This window comes from Actinoplanes oblitus (genome assembly GCF_030252345.1).
GTDB lineage: Bacteria > Actinomycetota > Actinomycetes > Mycobacteriales > Micromonosporaceae > Actinoplanes > Actinoplanes oblitus.
The window spans coordinates 6,228,371-6,242,436 of record NZ_CP126980.1 but is presented as its reverse complement, the minus strand read 5'-3'; the positions used below and the strand labels follow the sequence as shown (position 1 = coordinate 6,242,436).

The following is a 14,066-nucleotide window of genomic DNA, read 5'->3' as shown; positions in this document are numbered from 1 at the left end:
GTCGAGGGGCGTGAGGGGAACGGGGATGGACGCGGCCCAGATCCTGCTCGGGCTGATTCTGTTCGCCGTGCTGGCGCTGGGTGCGATGGCAGTGGTGGCGGGGCGGCGCCGGCCGGTTCCGCCGCCGCCGGAGGCGACTGAGGCGGCGGAGCTGGCGACCGGCGCCGACGAGGTGTGGGCCGCGGCGCAGCGAGCGATGGCGGCCGCCGACGAGGCGCGCGAGCGGGCCACCGAGGCGGCCGACGAGCGTGACCAGGCCGAGCAGCGGTACCAGCAGGCGAAATGGGACGCGTGGACGGGTCCTGCCGACGAGAGCCGGAAACTGGTGGAGCGGGCCGCGCTGGAGGCGTACCGGCGCGGCGACCTCTCGGTCGACCAGCTGAACCGGATCTGGTCGCACACCCGGCCGGACGAGTCGGCTCTGGAGCGCGTCGACGAGGAGGTCGCGGAGGCACGTCTGCGGTACGCGGAGGCGCTCGCCGAGGCGGTCGAGGAGCGGCGCGCGGCCCACGTGGCCGAGGTCGCCGCCGAGGTGCTGTCCGAGGAGGCCAAGCTCGCCGAGGAGGAGGCGCTGGCCGCCCGGATCGAGGCCGAGGCGGCGGCGGGCCTGTCGGGTCTCCTGCAGGAGGAGTCCGACAGGCCCGCCGCCGAGCTCAGTGAACCTCGACCAGATCCACCACGAAGATCAGGGTCTCGTTCGGCTTGATCACGCCGCCGGCACCGGCCGAGCCGTAACCCAGGTGCGGCGGGATGGTCAGCTTGCGCCGGCCGCCCACCTTCATCCCGGCCACGCCCTGGTCCCAGCCGGCGATGACCTGCTGGCCGCCGACCCGGAAGCCGAGGGCCTGCCCACGGTTGTAGGAGGCGTCGAACTCCTTGCCCGTCGACTGGGCCACGCCCACGTAGTGGACGCTGACGTACTCGCCGGGCTTGGCCTCCGGGCCGGTGCCCTCCACCAGGTCCTCGATCACGAGATCGGCGGGCGCTTCGTCGGGGATGGGACCGACGTCGGGCTTGTTCATGAATCCTCCCGTTTGGTGTTTCCGGACTCGGTCATGCAATCACAGCCGGCCAGCCGCTGAACGAGGGGTGCCGGATCTCCGTATCTCCCGGGTGACCGGGAACGTCCCGGTCGTGTGATCCGCCTGGGAGTCAGCCGTGCGTCTCTTCATCGTTCTGGCGGCCGTCGGGGCCGCCGTGGTGCCGGCCGGGCCGGTGTTCGCGCACGGCGCGCCGACCACCCCGATCAGCCGGTCGGCGGCCTGCGCCGGGAACGGGACCTCGACGACCGCGGCGGCGTGCAAGGCGGCCAAGGCGGCGACCGGCGGGTTCCTCGGGGCGTTCGACAACGTGCGGATCGCCGGCGTGAACGGGAACGATCGGAAGGTCGTGCCGGACGGGAAGCTCTGCTCGGCCGGCCTGGCCGATTACCGGGGGCTGGACCTGCCCCGGGATGACTTCCCGGCGACGACGGTGAAGCCGGGTCAGCGGCTCGGCATCGCCTACAAGGGGACCATCCCGCACCAGGGTCAGTTCCGGATCTTTCTCACCGAACCCGGCTACGACTCGTCGAAGCGGCTCACCTGGGACGACCTCGGCAGCAAACCGATCGGGACGTTCACCGACCCGCCGCTGACCGGTGGGGCGTACCGGATGAGCGTGAAGCTGCCGGAGCGGACCGGGCGGCAGATGCTCTACGTCGTGTGGGAGACGTCCAGCACCCCGGACACCTACTACTCCTGCTCGGACCTGGTCTTCCCGGCGGCGGCCAAGCCGGTGGTGAAGAAGACGACCGCCGCGCCGAAGAAGACCACCCGGCCGGTGGCGACGAAGAGCGCGGCCCCGGTGACCGAGGCGAGCAGCCCGACGCCGGAGCAGACGACCCAGGAGCCGGTGCTGGCCGCGACGACCGGTCCGGCCGACGACCCGGCCGACGTGGGCCACTGGCTGATCGCCGGGGCTCTGGGCGCCGGCGCGATCGCCGGCGTGATCGCCCTGCTCGGACGGCGTCGCCGCCGGTCCTGAGAGATCCCTGAAAAAACTTTTGAACTCCTCGATCTTCATTCCCGTAATCACCGGCGTCGACAATGCAACGCTCGTCCGGCCCCCAACAGACGAAAGGCCCAGCATGAGTCGTAGTCGCTACCGTGCCCAGGCGTTCCCGCGGTTCAATCGCCGGCGGATGCTGGCGCTCACCGCCGCCGGCGTCGGAGTCTCGGCCGCCTCCGTTGCCGGGCTCAGCCTCGCGAGCGAGAACGGTGGAAACGAGACGGCCTCGGCGAAGGACAGCTCCCCGCTGATCGTCTCGGTGCGTGACGCCAAGAAGGGCACCATCGACCTCTTCTCCGGCGACTCCAAGAAGACCGTCACCGACAAGAAACTCGCCGCCCAGCTGCTCAAGCACGCCGGCCGCTAACCGAAGAGGATCACGACACCATGTCTTCCCACCGCGAAGCGCCGGAGATCAGCAAAGACCCGGTCGCCGACAGTTCCGACCTGTACGCGTTCGTCAGCCCCGACGATCCGGACACGGTCACCATCATCGCGAACTACGTGCCGCTGCAGATTCCGGCGAGCGGCCCGAACTTCTTCGAGTTCGGCGACGACGTGCTCTACGAAATCCACATCGACGCGAACGGCGACGCCCGCCCGGACATCACGTATCAGTTCCGGTTCGTCACCGAACTGCGCAATGACAGGACCTTTCTTTACAACACCGGGCAGATCGAATCGCTCGACAGCGAGAACTGGAATCGGCGGCAGTTCTTCTCGGTGACCAAGGTCGACAGCCACGGCAAGAGCACGGTGCTGGCCAAGAAGCTGCCCTGCCCGCCCTGCAACGTCGGGAAGGTCTCCATCCCGGACTACGAGGGTCTCGCCAAGGACGCCGTGCACAAGCTGAAGACCGGCGAGAAGGTGTTCGCCGGGCAGCGCGCCGACGCGTTCTTCGTCGACCTGGGCGCCATCTTCGACCTGGCCACGCTGCGCCCGTTCCAGGACAAGCACCTGGTCGGCCAGAAGCTGTTCAACTACGCCGGCAAGGCGGTCAACGCCACCGACAAGACCAACGTGCACAGCATCGCGGTGCAGATCCCGCTGCACATGGTCCGCCGGGACGGCAAGAAGCGGGTCAAGGCCGCCGACTCGGGCGCGGTGATCGGGGTGTGGACCTCGGCCAGCCGCCGCCAGGTGCAGGTGCGCGACGGCGACAGCAAGAACGCTGACGTCTACGTCGGCCCGCAGGTGCAGGTGTCCCGGCTGGGCAACCCGCTGTTCAACGAGGTCATCGTGCCGATGGCGCAGAAGGACAAGTGGAACAGCCTGCCGCCGAGCGAGGACAAGCAGTTCGCCGAGTTCGTCGCCAAGCCGGAGCTCGCCTCCCTGCTGCCGGTGCTCTACCCGGGCCTGTTCGACAAGCTGGCCGACCTGAACAAGGCCGGCAAGGACCGCGCCGACCTGCTCGCCATCCTGCTCACCGGCATCCCGGCCGGCCTGATCGACGGCTTCCAGAACAACACCGGCCAGCTGCAGGCCGACATGCTCCGGCTGAACACCGCGATCGCCCCGGCCGCCAAGCCGAACAAGTTCGGCGTGGTGGGCGGTGACGTGGCCGGCTTCCCCAACGGCCGCCGGATCGCCGACGACGTCGTCTCCATCTCGCTGCGCGCCATCGCCGGGGTCACCGTGCCGCTGGTGGACAAGAAGTTCACCCCGGACGCCGCGGCCGCCCTGGTCGAGCAGGGCCTGAGCATCAAGGACGCGAGCGCCGGGCTGCTCAAGCACTTCCCCTACCTGGGTACTCCCTTCGACGGATTCTCGGTGCCGGCATGAGCCACGATCATCATCATCACCACCATCAGCACCACCACCACACGCTGGCGCCGTCCGGTCAGGGCACCGTGATGCTGAACATCGGCGGCCCGATCGGCGCGCTGATCATCCACACCACGGCCCGGGAGCACGGCCACGAGATCGAGATCAGCCCGGCCGACCGGCCGGAGCAGCGGCAGCACGCCGCGGTCCGGGCCCGCTACGTCCGGGGCGGCGTCACCTACTGCGTCGTCATCGACAGCCTGGCCGAGGGCCGGTACTCGATCTGGGCCGACGGCCCGGACCCGCTGGCCGAGGTGGCGGTGCGCGGTGGCGCGGTCGCCGAGTTCACCTGGCCGGAGCACGCGGTGCCGGGGAGGACCCTGCTCGCGGTCTAGTGTGTAGCCATGACGGGCGGTGATGTCCCGGTTCACGTCGCATTGCGTACCACCGACGTGGACGAGGCCCGCGCGTTCTGTCGCAAGATCTACTACGAGCCGTTGCGGATCGAGCCGGTCGGTGACCCCGGCCGGTTCGACTTCAGCGCCGACGTGGTGGAGCTGGGGCCGATCACCGTCGGCGAGGTCGGGTACGGCACCGACATCCGGGTGGCGATCGCCGCCCTGGAGACGGCATACCACGTGCTGGTGCCGCTGACCGGCGTGCTCCGGTCCCGGCACCGCGGCACCGTGGTGCTCGCCGACCCGACCCGGGCCGTGGTCTTCCGCCCGACCGGCGACATCGAGCTGGACTGGCCGGGCACCTGCCGGCTGCTCAGCGTCAAGGTGGAGCGCGGCGCCCTGGAACGCGAACTGGACGCCGCGCTGGACCAGCGGCTTGTCTCGCCGATGCCGCTGGGCGCCAGCTTCGACCTGGTCGACGGACCGGGCCGGACCTGGGTGGCGCTGGTCCGCCTGCTGCTCGCCGAGCTGCGCTCCCCGGAGTGCCTGGCCAGCCAGCCGCGGATGGCCGCCCGCTGGCGCGACATGGTGGTCAGCGGCCTGGCGCTGACTGTCGAGCACCCCTACGGCGAGGAGCCGGCCGGGTTGCAGGGCCCGTACCGCCCGCGCACCGTCAAGCGGGCCCTCGACGTGATGCACGCCGAGCCGTGGCGCCTCTACACCACCCGGGAGCTGGCCGCGGTCGCCGGCGTCGGCGTCCGGGTCCTGCAGGACGCCTTCCGCCAGCACGTCGGCATGTCCCCGATGACCTACCTGCGCCGGCTGCGCCTGGACGGGGTGCACGCCGAGCTGTCCCGCGCCGACCCCGGCCTCACCAGCGTCAGCGACGTCGCCTATCGGTGGGGCTTCACGCATCTGGGCCGCTTCGCCGGCGCCTATCGGGCCCGCTTCGGAGTGTCCCCGTCCACGACCCTCCGAGACCATCCATGACCCGCCCCCTGCCGGCTGGCGCTCACGGTGGTGTCCGGCGTGCCGAGTCCAGCCGTGGCCCGTTTCCGCGTTGTGGTGCGGTCCGTGCGGATGTCGCGGTGCCGGGCTGGCCCTGGTGGTGGTGTCCGGCGTGTTGAGACCACCGTGTGGTCCAGCCGCGGTCCTTGTTCCCTGTGGTGGTGTGGGCGTCGCGGTGTCGGGCTGGTGCTGGTGGTGGTGTCGGGCCTGTTGAGACCACCGTGTGGTCCAGCCGCGGCCCGTGCTCCGCGTGGTGGCCCGGGTCCGTGCGGTGCCAGGCTGGCGCTCACGGTGGTGTCCGGCGTGTTGAGGCCACCGTGTGGTCCAGCCGCGGCCCATGTTCCGCGTGGTGGTGCGGTTCTGTGCAGGCGTCGCGGTGGCCGGCTGGCGCTCACGGTGGTGTCCGGTGTGTTGAGACCACCGTGTAGGCCAGCCGCAGCCGTGCTCCGCGTTATGGCCGGGTCCGTGTGGATGTCGCGGTGCCCGGCTGGCGCCCACGTTGGTGTCCGGCGTGTTGAGACCACCATGTGCACCAGCCGGAGCTGCGCTCGGCTGGCCGGTCAGGGATGTGCCGCGAGCTGGGCCAACACCCGGGCACGCAGCAACTCATACTGCTCCCGGCAGCGCAGCGGACCGCCCGTCGGCACCTCCTGAACCAACCCTCCGGTCACCCTCTCCTCCGGCCGGAACTGATCAGCCGTGAAGTCGACATCCCGCCCATCCGGCAGCCGATTCCAATAGTGGTGCCCCACCTTCTCCGCACCAACGAACACCTCGCCGAGCACCAGCTCCCCGCCCAGCAGCTCCCGCACGATCAGCGCCGTTACCCCGCACTGCCCCCGAGCCGGATTTCCCGGCTCCCAATCCGGCAGGTCATGCGGATCGCACGTGTCCCGCCCCCAGGCTCGCCGCAGCGCCCGTCCCACCGCTTCCGTCCGCGTCCCACTCATGAGCCGAACCCTGCCCCCTCGACCAGGTCGAGAGTCAAGATCAACCCCCGCTTTCGGTACGCCCCCAGCAGCCGTCCGCAGATCACGCCCCGTCCGTCCCCGTCACACGCGAGGTCCGCCGGTCATCACGGCCGCAGCGCGCCGTTGGGGATCGCGGCTGGAGTGCACCGTTGGGAGTCGCGGCTGCCGTGCGCCGTTAGGGGGTCGCGGCTGCCGTGCACCCGTTGGAGGCCGCGGCTACAGTGCGCCGTTAGGGGGGTCGCCGCTGGAGTGCGTCGCTGGAGATCGCGGCTGCAGCGCGCCGCCGGATCTTCGCTCCCGCTGAGCAGTCACCCGGCTGACCCATCAGCGCCAGTCACTGCCGACGGTGTAGCGGATTATCCACATCAACGCGCTGTCCACAGCCCACCCGCCCAAGATCGAGAATTCCCGTCATGCTGGCCCAGGGCAGGCCCCCTGGGCGGGCGGGGACTGGGCTGTGGCGGACCGGAGCCGAACCGGGGCGAGGAGGACCGTGGCGTGGCGTGGCGTGGTGTGGCAGGGCGGGGCGGACCGCGTCAGGACGGACCGTCGCCAGGCGGACCGGGGCAGGGCGGACCGCGTCAGGACGAACCGTCGCGGGGCGGACCGCGGCAGGGCGGACCGTCGCGAGGCGGACCGTGGCAGGACGGACCGTGGCGTGGCAGCCCGACCCCTCCCGTGTCACGGCGGACCCAGCGCGGCAGAACCCGGCTGAAGCCCCCACCGCGAGCAGGTGCTCCCGGCGTACCGAAAGCACCCCCCCATCCCACCAGAACCCGCGACCCTACAACTCCACCCGCTGGTTCTTGCCGATGACCACGATGCCGTTGTCGCTGACGGTGTAGAGCTTGCGGTCGCGGTCGAGGTCGACGCCGATCTGGGCGCCTTCCGGGATGGTTACGTTCTTGTCGATGATGGCGTTGCGGATGACGGCGCGGCGGCCGACCGAGACGCCCTCCATGAGGACCGCGCCGTCCACGTGGGCCCAGGAGTTGACCCGGACGTTGGGGGAGATGACCGAGCGCTCGACCAGGGCGCCGGAGACGACGACGCCGGGGGAGATCATCGAGTCGATGGCGCGGCCCTGGCGGTCGTCGTAGCCGTGCACGAACTTGGCCGGCGGCCACGAGCCGTAGTTGGTGAAGATCGGCCACTCGTGGTTGTACAGGTTGAAGATCGGCAGGGTGGCGATCAGGTCCATGTGCGCCTCGTAGAACGAGTCCAGGGTGCCCACGTCGCGCCAGTAGCCGCGATCACGATCGGTCGCGCCGGGCACGTCGTTGTCGCGGAAGTCGTAGACGTTCGCCTCGCCGCGTTCGACCAGCATCGGGATGATGTTGCCGCCCATGTCGTGCTTGCTGTCCGGGTTCTGCGCGTCGGCGGAGACGGCCTCGCAGAGGGCGCGGGTGGTGAAGACGTAGTTGCCCATCGAGGCGTAGACCTCGTCGGGGGAGTCGGCGAGGCCGACGGCATCCCGTGGCTTCTCCCGGAACGCGGAGATCTTGCGCCCGTCGGGACCGACCTCGATCACGCCGAACTGATCGGCGAGGGAGAGCGGCTGGCGGATGCCGGCCACGGTGACCGCGGCGCCCGAGGCGATGTGGTCGTTGACCATCTGCTTCGGGTCCATCCGGTAGATGTGGTCGGCACCGAAGACGATCACGTAGTCCGGACGCTCGTCGTTGATCAGGTTGAGGCTCTGGTAGATCGCGTCGGCGGAGCCGGCGAACCAGCGCGGGCCGAGCCGCTGCTGGGCCGGCACCGGTGTCACGTAGTTGCCGAGCAGCGTGGACATCCGCCAGGTCTTGGAGATGTGCCGGTCGAGCGAGTGGGACTTGTACTGGGTCAGCACGACGATCTTGAGATAGCCGGCGTTGGCGAGGTTCGAGAGGACGAAATCGATCATCCGGTAGATGCCGCCGAACGGCACACCGGGCTTGGCCCGGTCCGCGGTCAGGGGCATCAGGCGCTTGCCTTCTCCACCGGCCAGAACGATCGCAAGCACCTTGACAGCCATGGGAAGGACGCTAATATCCCCGCCTGCCGTTCGCCACCCAAAGTGTTGCGAACTTTGGTCACGCGGCCGTGGCGCTGCTCTCTCGCATCAGTGACTCGATCGCCTCCGGCTCGGCCGGGCGTCCGAAATGATAGCCCTGGACGAGATCGCACCGCAGCTCCCGGAGCTGGTCCGCCTGCGTCGCCGTCTCCACCCCCTCGGCCACCGTGACCAGGTCCTGGCTGTGCGCCAGGTCGAGGATGGCCCGGGTGAAGCTGACGTCGTCGATGAACGAACGGTCGATCTTGAGAATGTCCACCGGCAGCCGGCGCAGGTAGGCCAGCGACGAGTACCCGGTGCCGAAGTCGTCGATGGCGATCCGGATCCCGTGCTCACGCAGCGTCCCGAGCACCGGCGTGTCGGCCGCGTCGACGAGCACCGACTCGGTGATCTCCAGAACCAGTCCGGTGCCCGGCATCCCGGTCTCGGCGAGGACCGCCAGCACGGTGTCCGCGAACTCCGGGTCGCGCAGCTGATGGGTGGAGACGTTGACGGTCACGTAGATCCCGTGCCGCCGGTACCAGTCGGCGCCGCGCGCGCAGGCCAGCCGCAGCGCCAGCACGCCGAGCTGGCCGATCAGCCCGGTCTGCTCGGCGACCGGGATGAACACCATCGGCGGCACCAGTTCGCCGTCCCGCCGCCAGCGCATCAGCGCCTCCACGCCGGTCATCCGCCCGGTCGCCGGGTCCACCACCGGCTGGTAGTGCAGGAACAGCGAGCCGTCGGCGAGCCCGGCGCGCAGCCCGGCGGCGATCCGGGCACGCTCGCTCTGCTGGGCGCGCAGCGAGTCGTCGAACCGGGCCAGGCGGGCGCCGCCCGCCACCTTGGCCGCCCGCAGCGCGAGGTCCGCGTCACCGAGCACGACCGAGGGCGGATTTCCCGGTACGCCGTCCGCCAGTCCCGCACTCGCGGTCAGGTGGATCCGCCGCTCGCCGACGGTCACCGGCACCCCGGCCACCGTCTCCAGCACCCGCCCGGCCAGCTCCACCGCCTGATCGGGGTCGGTCAGCAGCAGCCCGAACTCGTCACCGCCGAGCCGGGCGACCAGCACCGCCTCGGGAGCGAACAGCAGCAGCCGCCCGGCGAGCTGACGCAGCACCTCGTCGCCGACCGGGTGCCCGTACGAGTCGTTGACCTCCTTGAACCCGTCCAGCGAACAGAGCAGCAGGCAGTGCGCCCGGTCCCGGACGCTGGGCAGCGCCAGCTGTTCGAGCAGCAGCTCCCGGTTCGCCAGCCCGGTCAGCGTGTCGTGCCCGGCCCGGTACGCCAGCCGCCGCTGCAGCGCCGCCTGCTCGTCGACGGAGGCGCGCAGCTGGGCGGCCCGCTCCCCGGCATCCCGGGCGTGCCGCTGGGCGATCCGGGCCAGCAGCCAGATCCGCAGCACCAGCAGCCCGCACAGGGCCGCGGTGAGCGTCGCCGGGACGTACGCGACGGCGTCGGTGGGGCGGCTGAGCACCGGCAGCAGCGGGCCGACGATCGCGATGGCCACGATCCCGGCCAGCTTGGTCCGGGTGTTCCGCTGCTCGGTGACGCCCAGCCGGTCCGCCGCCGGGTGCAGGGCGGCCGCGGTGACCAGCACCCCGGCGTACTGGATGAGCAGGAACGAGGTGCCGCCGGGCAGGAACGGGGCGGTGCCGTCGCCGTCCGTGGCGGCGTAGAGCAGGTGGGCGCCGAGCAGCGCCGCCCCGGACATGCCGAGCAGCCGGGCCGGGGTGCGCCACGGGCCGGTCAGGGCGCGCAGCGCGCCGCCCAGCACGGCCAGGTCGATCAGCGCGTAGAGCGCCGCGAGGGCGTTGCTGACCTGCTGGTACCCCGGTGCCCCGAGGTACGGCAGCACCACGAACGACCAGGCCACCATGGCCAGCCCGAGGACCACGGCGCCGGCCTCCACGCCCAGCTCGGCCGGGCTGGCGACACGCCGGTGGCGCCGGGTGAGCCGTACCGTGCCGGCGGCGGCCAGCGTGTAGAGCGGGACCAGGGTGAGCCCCTGCGGGGTGTTGCTCGGGGCGACCGGGCCCAGCGTCCAGAAGGCGGTCGCCAGCACCCCGGCGAGGTGCCCGGCGGCCAGCAGCCGCCAGCCGGGATGCGAGCGCCGGCACAGCACCACCGCGACGCCGGCCAGCTGGATCACGTAGAACAGCGGACCGGCGGCGAACAGCTGCGCGGCGGTGACCGCCGGCACACCGATCGCCAGGGCGTACCACCACGCCACGCTGCTGCTCCGGTTTCGCACCTGGTCATTGGAGCCCCGGACGGTTGCCATCCGGGTGCGCGAAGCGGTCGCACCCGGTTGCGGTCGGCTATTGTGCGGTGCGTGGCTCTGCGTGTGGACCTCCTGACCCGTGAATACCCGCCGGAGGTGTACGGCGGCGCCGGTGTGCACCTGGAATACCTGACCAGGGACCTGCGGCGGCTCGCCGACGTGCGGGTGCACTGCTTCGGCGCGCCGCGCACCGAGGAGGGCGTCACGGCGTACCCGGAACCGGCCGAGCTGGCCGGGGCGAACGCCGCGCTGCGCACCATGGGGGTGAACCTCGCCATGGCGTCCGGCTGCGCGGGCGCCGATGTCGTGCACAGCCACACCTGGTACGCGAACTTCGCCGGGCACACCGCGAAACTGCTGCACGGCATCCCGCACGTGGTGACCACGCACAGCCTGGAGCCGCTGCGCCCGTGGAAGGCGGAGCAGCTCGGCGGGGGCTACGCCCTGTCGTCGTTCTGCGAGCGGACCGCGATCGAGGGGGCCGACGCCGTCGTCGCGGTCTCCGCCGGGATGCGGCGGGACGTGCTGAAGGCGTACCCGTCGGTCGACCCTGACAAGATCCACGTGGTCTACAACGGCATCGACACCTCGTTGTACTCACCCGATCACGGGACCGCCGTGGTGGACCGGCTCGGCATCGACCGGAACCGGCCGAGCGTCGTCTTCGTGGGCCGGATCACCCGGCAGAAGGGCCTGCCGTACCTGATGCGGGCCTGCCTCTCGCTGCCCGCCGACGCGCAGATCATCCTGCTCGCCGGTGCGCCGGACACCCCGGAGATCGCTGCCGAGGTGGCGGCGCTCGCCGACGACCTGCGCGCCGCCCGTGACCCCGAGGGCGTCATCTGGGTGCAGGAGATGCTGCCCAAGCAGGACGTCATCCAGGTGCTGACGCACGCCACCGTCTTCGTCTGCCCGTCCGTCTACGAGCCGATGGGCATCGTCAACCTGGAGGCGATGGCCTGCGAGACGGCTGTCGTCGCCACCGCCACCGGCGGCATCCCCGAGGTGGTCGCGGACGGCGAGACCGGCCTGCTGGTCCCGATCGAGCAGGTCGACGACGGGACCGGCACCCCGGTGCACCCGGAGAAGTTCGTCGCCGACCTGGCCGCCACGCTCACCCGGGTGCTCAACGACCCGCAGCTCGCCGAGCGGATGGGCAAGGCCGGCCGCCGTCGCGCCGTCGAGCACTTCAGCTGGGCCCGGATCGCCGAGGACACCCTGAACGTGTACCGGTCGGTGCTGTGACGACGGCGCAACGCCTTCGGCTGGGACTGCTGCTGTCCGCGGTGCTGATCGCCGCGCTGGGGATCGGCGCCGGGCTGGTCCGGGCCGCGTTCTACGAGGCGCCGGCCGCTGGGTCGTTGCCTGTCGTCCCCGCCGGAACCCTGGCGGCACCGGTGGCCGGCACCGCCGGGCGGTGCGCCGGGCAGCCGGTGGTGGCCGCGCGGGAGCTGCGCGGGATGTGGCTGACCACTGTCTACAACCTGGACTTCCCGAGCCGGCCCGGGCTGAGCCAGGCGCAGGTCGAGGCGGAGTACCTCAGGTGGCTGGACGTGGCGGTCGCCCAGCACCACAACGCGATCTTCGTGCACGTGCGGCCCAGCGGCGACGCGTTCTGGCCGTCCGACTACGCGCCCTGGTCGAACTGGCTGACCGGCCGGTTCGACGGGAGGTCGCCGGGGTGGGACCCGATGGCGTTCATGGTGTCCGAGGCGCACGCCCGGGGGCTGGAGTTCCACGCCTGGTTCAACCCGTACCGGGGGACCCAGCCGGCGCCCGGTGGCGGGTCCGGTACCGACGCCGCCAAGCTGGCGCCCAACCATCCGCTGCGCAAGCATCCGGAGTGGCGGATCGCGTACCCGACCGGGAAGAACGGGCGCTTCTACTTCGATCCGGGCATCCCCGAGGCGCGCCGGTTCGTCGAGGACTCGATGCTGGAGGCGGTGCGGAAGTACGACGTCGACGGCGTGCACTTCGACGACTTCTTCTACCCGTACCCGGAGGAGGGGCAGGACTTCCCGGACGCCGCCTCGTACCGGAAATACGGTGCCGGGCAATCGAAGGCGGACTGGCGCCGGGCGAACGTGAACACGCTGGTCCGCGAGATGCACGAGCGGCTCCAGCAGCTCAAGCCGTGGGTGAAGTTCGGGATCAGCCCGTTCGGGATCTGGCGCAACAGGTCGTCGGACCCGCGGGGCTCGGCCTCCAGCGGCCTGGAGAGCTACGACGCCATCTACGCGGACACCCGCACCTGGGTGCTCTCCGGGTGGCTCGACTACATCGTGCCGCAGCTGTACTGGACCATCGGGTTCGACAAGGCCGACTACACCACCATGGTCAAGTGGTGGACCACCCTGATGAAGGGCAGCAAGGTGCAGCTCTACATCGGCATGGCCGACTACCGGGTGGGCGAGAAGGGCGACTGGAGCGACCCGGCCATGCTCGACCGGGAGATGCGGCTGAACCGGCAGTACGGCGCGCAGGGCGAGATCCACTTCAGCGCGGCGCAGGTCCGTGGCGACAAGTTCGGCGCGATCAGCCGGTACCGGAAGGCGCACTACGCGGCCCCGGCGCTGCTGCCCCGGCTGGCCCGGCTGGCCGCGGCGGCGCCCGCCACCCCGCGGCTCACCGGGAGCGGGCGGGCCGGCAACCGGCTGGTGCTGACCGCCTCCGGTGTCGCGACGGCGAACTGGGCGCTCTACCGCAGCACCGGCGGCCCGGCCACCCTGGTGGCCACTGGCCGGGCCGGCACGGAGATCGCCGACCGGCAACCGGTGGCGAAGGCGACCTACTGCCTCAGCGCGCTGGACCGTGGCGGCAACGAGAGCCCGCTCAGCCCGGGACTCACCCCGCCGGCGGGGTAACCTCGGAGGTGGAGCCGCGTATTACGCGAGTAGTACGCTTCCGGGGTGCCATACGAATGGGACGACTGGGCACTGGCCGCCCTGCTCGGCATCGAGCAGGGTGAGGTGCGTCAGGCGCTGGACGCGCGCCGCCGCTGGCCGCGACGGGCGACCAGCGCCACCGGCGTCTCGGTCCTCACCGTGTGGAGCCGCACGGCGGCCGGTCGACCGTTGATCGTCGCGGTCTACCACACCGCCGGGCACACCTGGAAGATCATCGGCGCCCGCGACATGACGGACGAGGAGCTGATGGAGTTCAGCCGGTGGGAGGAGACGGAATGAGTCACGACGTACCGCGGACGCCCGAAGAGCTCGACGGGTTCATGACCGGGCTCGCCTTCGAGCCGGCCGCCGGGCCGCGGGAGGAGCAGGCGCTGCTGGACTCGCTGCCCCCGGCCGGCTCGCCGGTCATGGTCGTCCGATCGCTGCGCCTGCCGGTCGATCTCGACCAGTCCGTCGCCGCCGCGGCCAAGGCCGCCGACCTGCCCAAGACGACCTGGATCCGGCAGGCGATCGAGATGGCCCTGGCCGTTCAGGCCGAGGACGACCAGCCCATCTCCCGCGCCGAGGCACTCCGTGCGCTGACCCTGCTCCGTCCGGCCCGCCACGTCGCCTGATCGATCCGCACGCCGTGCCCGGCCGCCGAGGCGCTCA

The 14,066-nt window shown here is 71.2% G+C and carries 14 protein-coding genes; 10 read left to right on the top strand and 4 right to left on the bottom strand.

What is annotated here, in order from left to right:
* Positions 1–10: 10 nt before the first annotated feature.
* Positions 11–706 (top strand): hypothetical protein, encoded by a 696-nt coding sequence (locus tag Actob_RS28180; protein ID WP_284914858.1) that lies wholly within the window; start codon positions 11–13, stop codon positions 704–706.
* On the opposite strand, the gene Actob_RS28175 is transcribed toward Actob_RS28180, so the two are convergent.
* Positions 654–1,022 (bottom strand): FKBP-type peptidyl-prolyl cis-trans isomerase, encoded by a 369-nt coding sequence (locus Actob_RS28175; protein WP_284914857.1) that lies wholly within the window; start codon positions 1,020–1,022, stop codon positions 654–656. The genes Actob_RS28180 and Actob_RS28175 overlap by 53 nt on opposite strands.
* A gap of 136 nt (positions 1,023–1,158) precedes the next feature.
* Between Actob_RS28175 and Actob_RS28170 the strand changes: the two genes are divergently transcribed.
* The 5 genes from Actob_RS28170 (at position 1,159) to Actob_RS28150 (ending at position 5,201) form a co-directional block, all read left to right on the top strand.
* On the top strand, positions 1,159–2,025 hold the full coding sequence (locus Actob_RS28170; RefSeq protein WP_284914856.1) for a lytic polysaccharide monooxygenase: 867 nt from the start codon (positions 1,159–1,161) through the stop codon (positions 2,023–2,025).
* Between the two features lie 103 nt (positions 2,026–2,128).
* Positions 2,129–2,416 (top strand): hypothetical protein, encoded by a 288-nt coding sequence (locus Actob_RS28165; RefSeq protein ID WP_284914855.1) that lies wholly within the window; start codon positions 2,129–2,131, stop codon positions 2,414–2,416.
* Between the two features lie 20 nt (positions 2,417–2,436).
* A complete protein-coding gene (locus Actob_RS28160; RefSeq protein ID WP_284914854.1) occupies positions 2,437–3,831 on the top strand; it encodes a DUF4331 domain-containing protein in 1,395 nt (464 codons plus the stop codon).
* Positions 3,828–4,208 (top strand): phospholipase, encoded by a 381-nt coding sequence (locus tag Actob_RS28155; RefSeq protein WP_284914853.1) that lies wholly within the window; start codon positions 3,828–3,830, stop codon positions 4,206–4,208. Before Actob_RS28160 ends, Actob_RS28155 begins: the two co-directional genes overlap by 4 nt.
* Before the next feature lie 9 nt (positions 4,209–4,217).
* The gene (locus tag Actob_RS28150; protein WP_284914852.1) at positions 4,218–5,201 is read left to right on the top strand and encodes an AraC family transcriptional regulator; all 984 of its coding nucleotides are present in this window, start codon (positions 4,218–4,220) and stop codon (positions 5,199–5,201) included.
* Between the two features lie 578 nt (positions 5,202–5,779).
* Here Actob_RS28150 and Actob_RS44215 read toward each other — a convergent pair.
* The 3 genes from Actob_RS44215 to Actob_RS28135 form a co-directional block, all read right to left on the bottom strand.
* On the bottom strand, positions 5,780–6,169 hold the full coding sequence (locus Actob_RS44215) for a YunG family protein (RefSeq protein WP_456319229.1): 390 nt from the start codon (positions 6,167–6,169) through the stop codon (positions 5,780–5,782).
* Positions 6,170–6,974: 805 nt separating this feature from the next.
* Positions 6,975–8,207, bottom strand: coding sequence for a glucose-1-phosphate adenylyltransferase (gene glgC / locus Actob_RS28140; protein WP_284914850.1), 1,233 nt, complete (start codon positions 8,205–8,207; stop codon positions 6,975–6,977).
* A 58-nt stretch (positions 8,208–8,265) separates the two neighbouring features.
* Positions 8,266–10,479, bottom strand: coding sequence for a putative bifunctional diguanylate cyclase/phosphodiesterase (locus Actob_RS28135; protein ID WP_284914849.1), 2,214 nt, complete (start codon positions 10,477–10,479; stop codon positions 8,266–8,268).
* Positions 10,480–10,560: 81 nt separating this feature from the next.
* Here Actob_RS28135 and glgA point away from each other — a divergent pair, with 81 nt between their 5' ends.
* From glgA to Actob_RS28115, 4 genes are read left to right on the top strand one after another with little or no spacing between them, the layout of a single operon-like run.
* Positions 10,561–11,754 carry a glycogen synthase gene (glgA, locus tag Actob_RS28130; protein WP_284914848.1) on the top strand — a complete coding sequence of 398 codons (1,194 nt, stop codon included), beginning with the start codon at positions 10,561–10,563 and terminating at the stop codon, positions 11,752–11,754.
* The gene (locus Actob_RS28125; RefSeq protein ID WP_284914847.1) at positions 11,751–13,373 is read left to right on the top strand and encodes a glycoside hydrolase family 10 protein; all 1,623 of its coding nucleotides are present in this window, start codon (positions 11,751–11,753) and stop codon (positions 13,371–13,373) included. The genes glgA and Actob_RS28125 overlap by 4 nt, the downstream gene beginning before the upstream one ends.
* A gap of 45 nt (positions 13,374–13,418) precedes the next feature.
* Entirely contained in the window at positions 13,419–13,694 is a 276-nt protein-coding gene (locus Actob_RS28120) for a hypothetical protein (protein WP_284914846.1), read from the top strand.
* Positions 13,691–14,029, top strand: coding sequence for a hypothetical protein (locus Actob_RS28115; RefSeq protein ID WP_284914845.1), 339 nt, complete (start codon positions 13,691–13,693; stop codon positions 14,027–14,029). The genes Actob_RS28120 and Actob_RS28115 overlap by 4 nt, the downstream gene beginning before the upstream one ends.
* Positions 14,030–14,066 lie beyond the last annotated feature (37 nt).

What these genes read in the sequence shown, in the direction of transcription:
- Actob_RS28150 (WP_284914852.1), top strand. Translation starts at nt 4,218, where the DNA reads ATGACGGGCGGTGATGTCCCGGTTCACGTCGCATTGCGTACCACCGAC.
- glgC (WP_284914850.1), bottom strand. Translation starts at nt 8,207, where the DNA reads ATGGCTGTCAAGGTGCTTGCGATCGTTCTGGCCGGTGGAGAAGGCAAG.
- Actob_RS44215 (WP_456319229.1), bottom strand. Translation starts at nt 6,169, where the DNA reads ATGAGTGGGACGCGGACGGAAGCGGTGGGACGGGCGCTGCGGCGAGCC.
- Actob_RS28115 (WP_284914845.1), top strand. Translation starts at nt 13,691, where the DNA reads ATGAGTCACGACGTACCGCGGACGCCCGAAGAGCTCGACGGGTTCATG.
- Actob_RS28155 (WP_284914853.1), top strand. Translation starts at nt 3,828, where the DNA reads ATGAGCCACGATCATCATCATCACCACCATCAGCACCACCACCACACG.
- Actob_RS28175 (WP_284914857.1), bottom strand. Translation starts at nt 1,022, where the DNA reads ATGAACAAGCCCGACGTCGGTCCCATCCCCGACGAAGCGCCCGCCGAT.
- Actob_RS28165 (WP_284914855.1), top strand. Translation starts at nt 2,129, where the DNA reads ATGAGTCGTAGTCGCTACCGTGCCCAGGCGTTCCCGCGGTTCAATCGC.
- Actob_RS28160 (WP_284914854.1), top strand. Translation starts at nt 2,437, where the DNA reads ATGTCTTCCCACCGCGAAGCGCCGGAGATCAGCAAAGACCCGGTCGCC.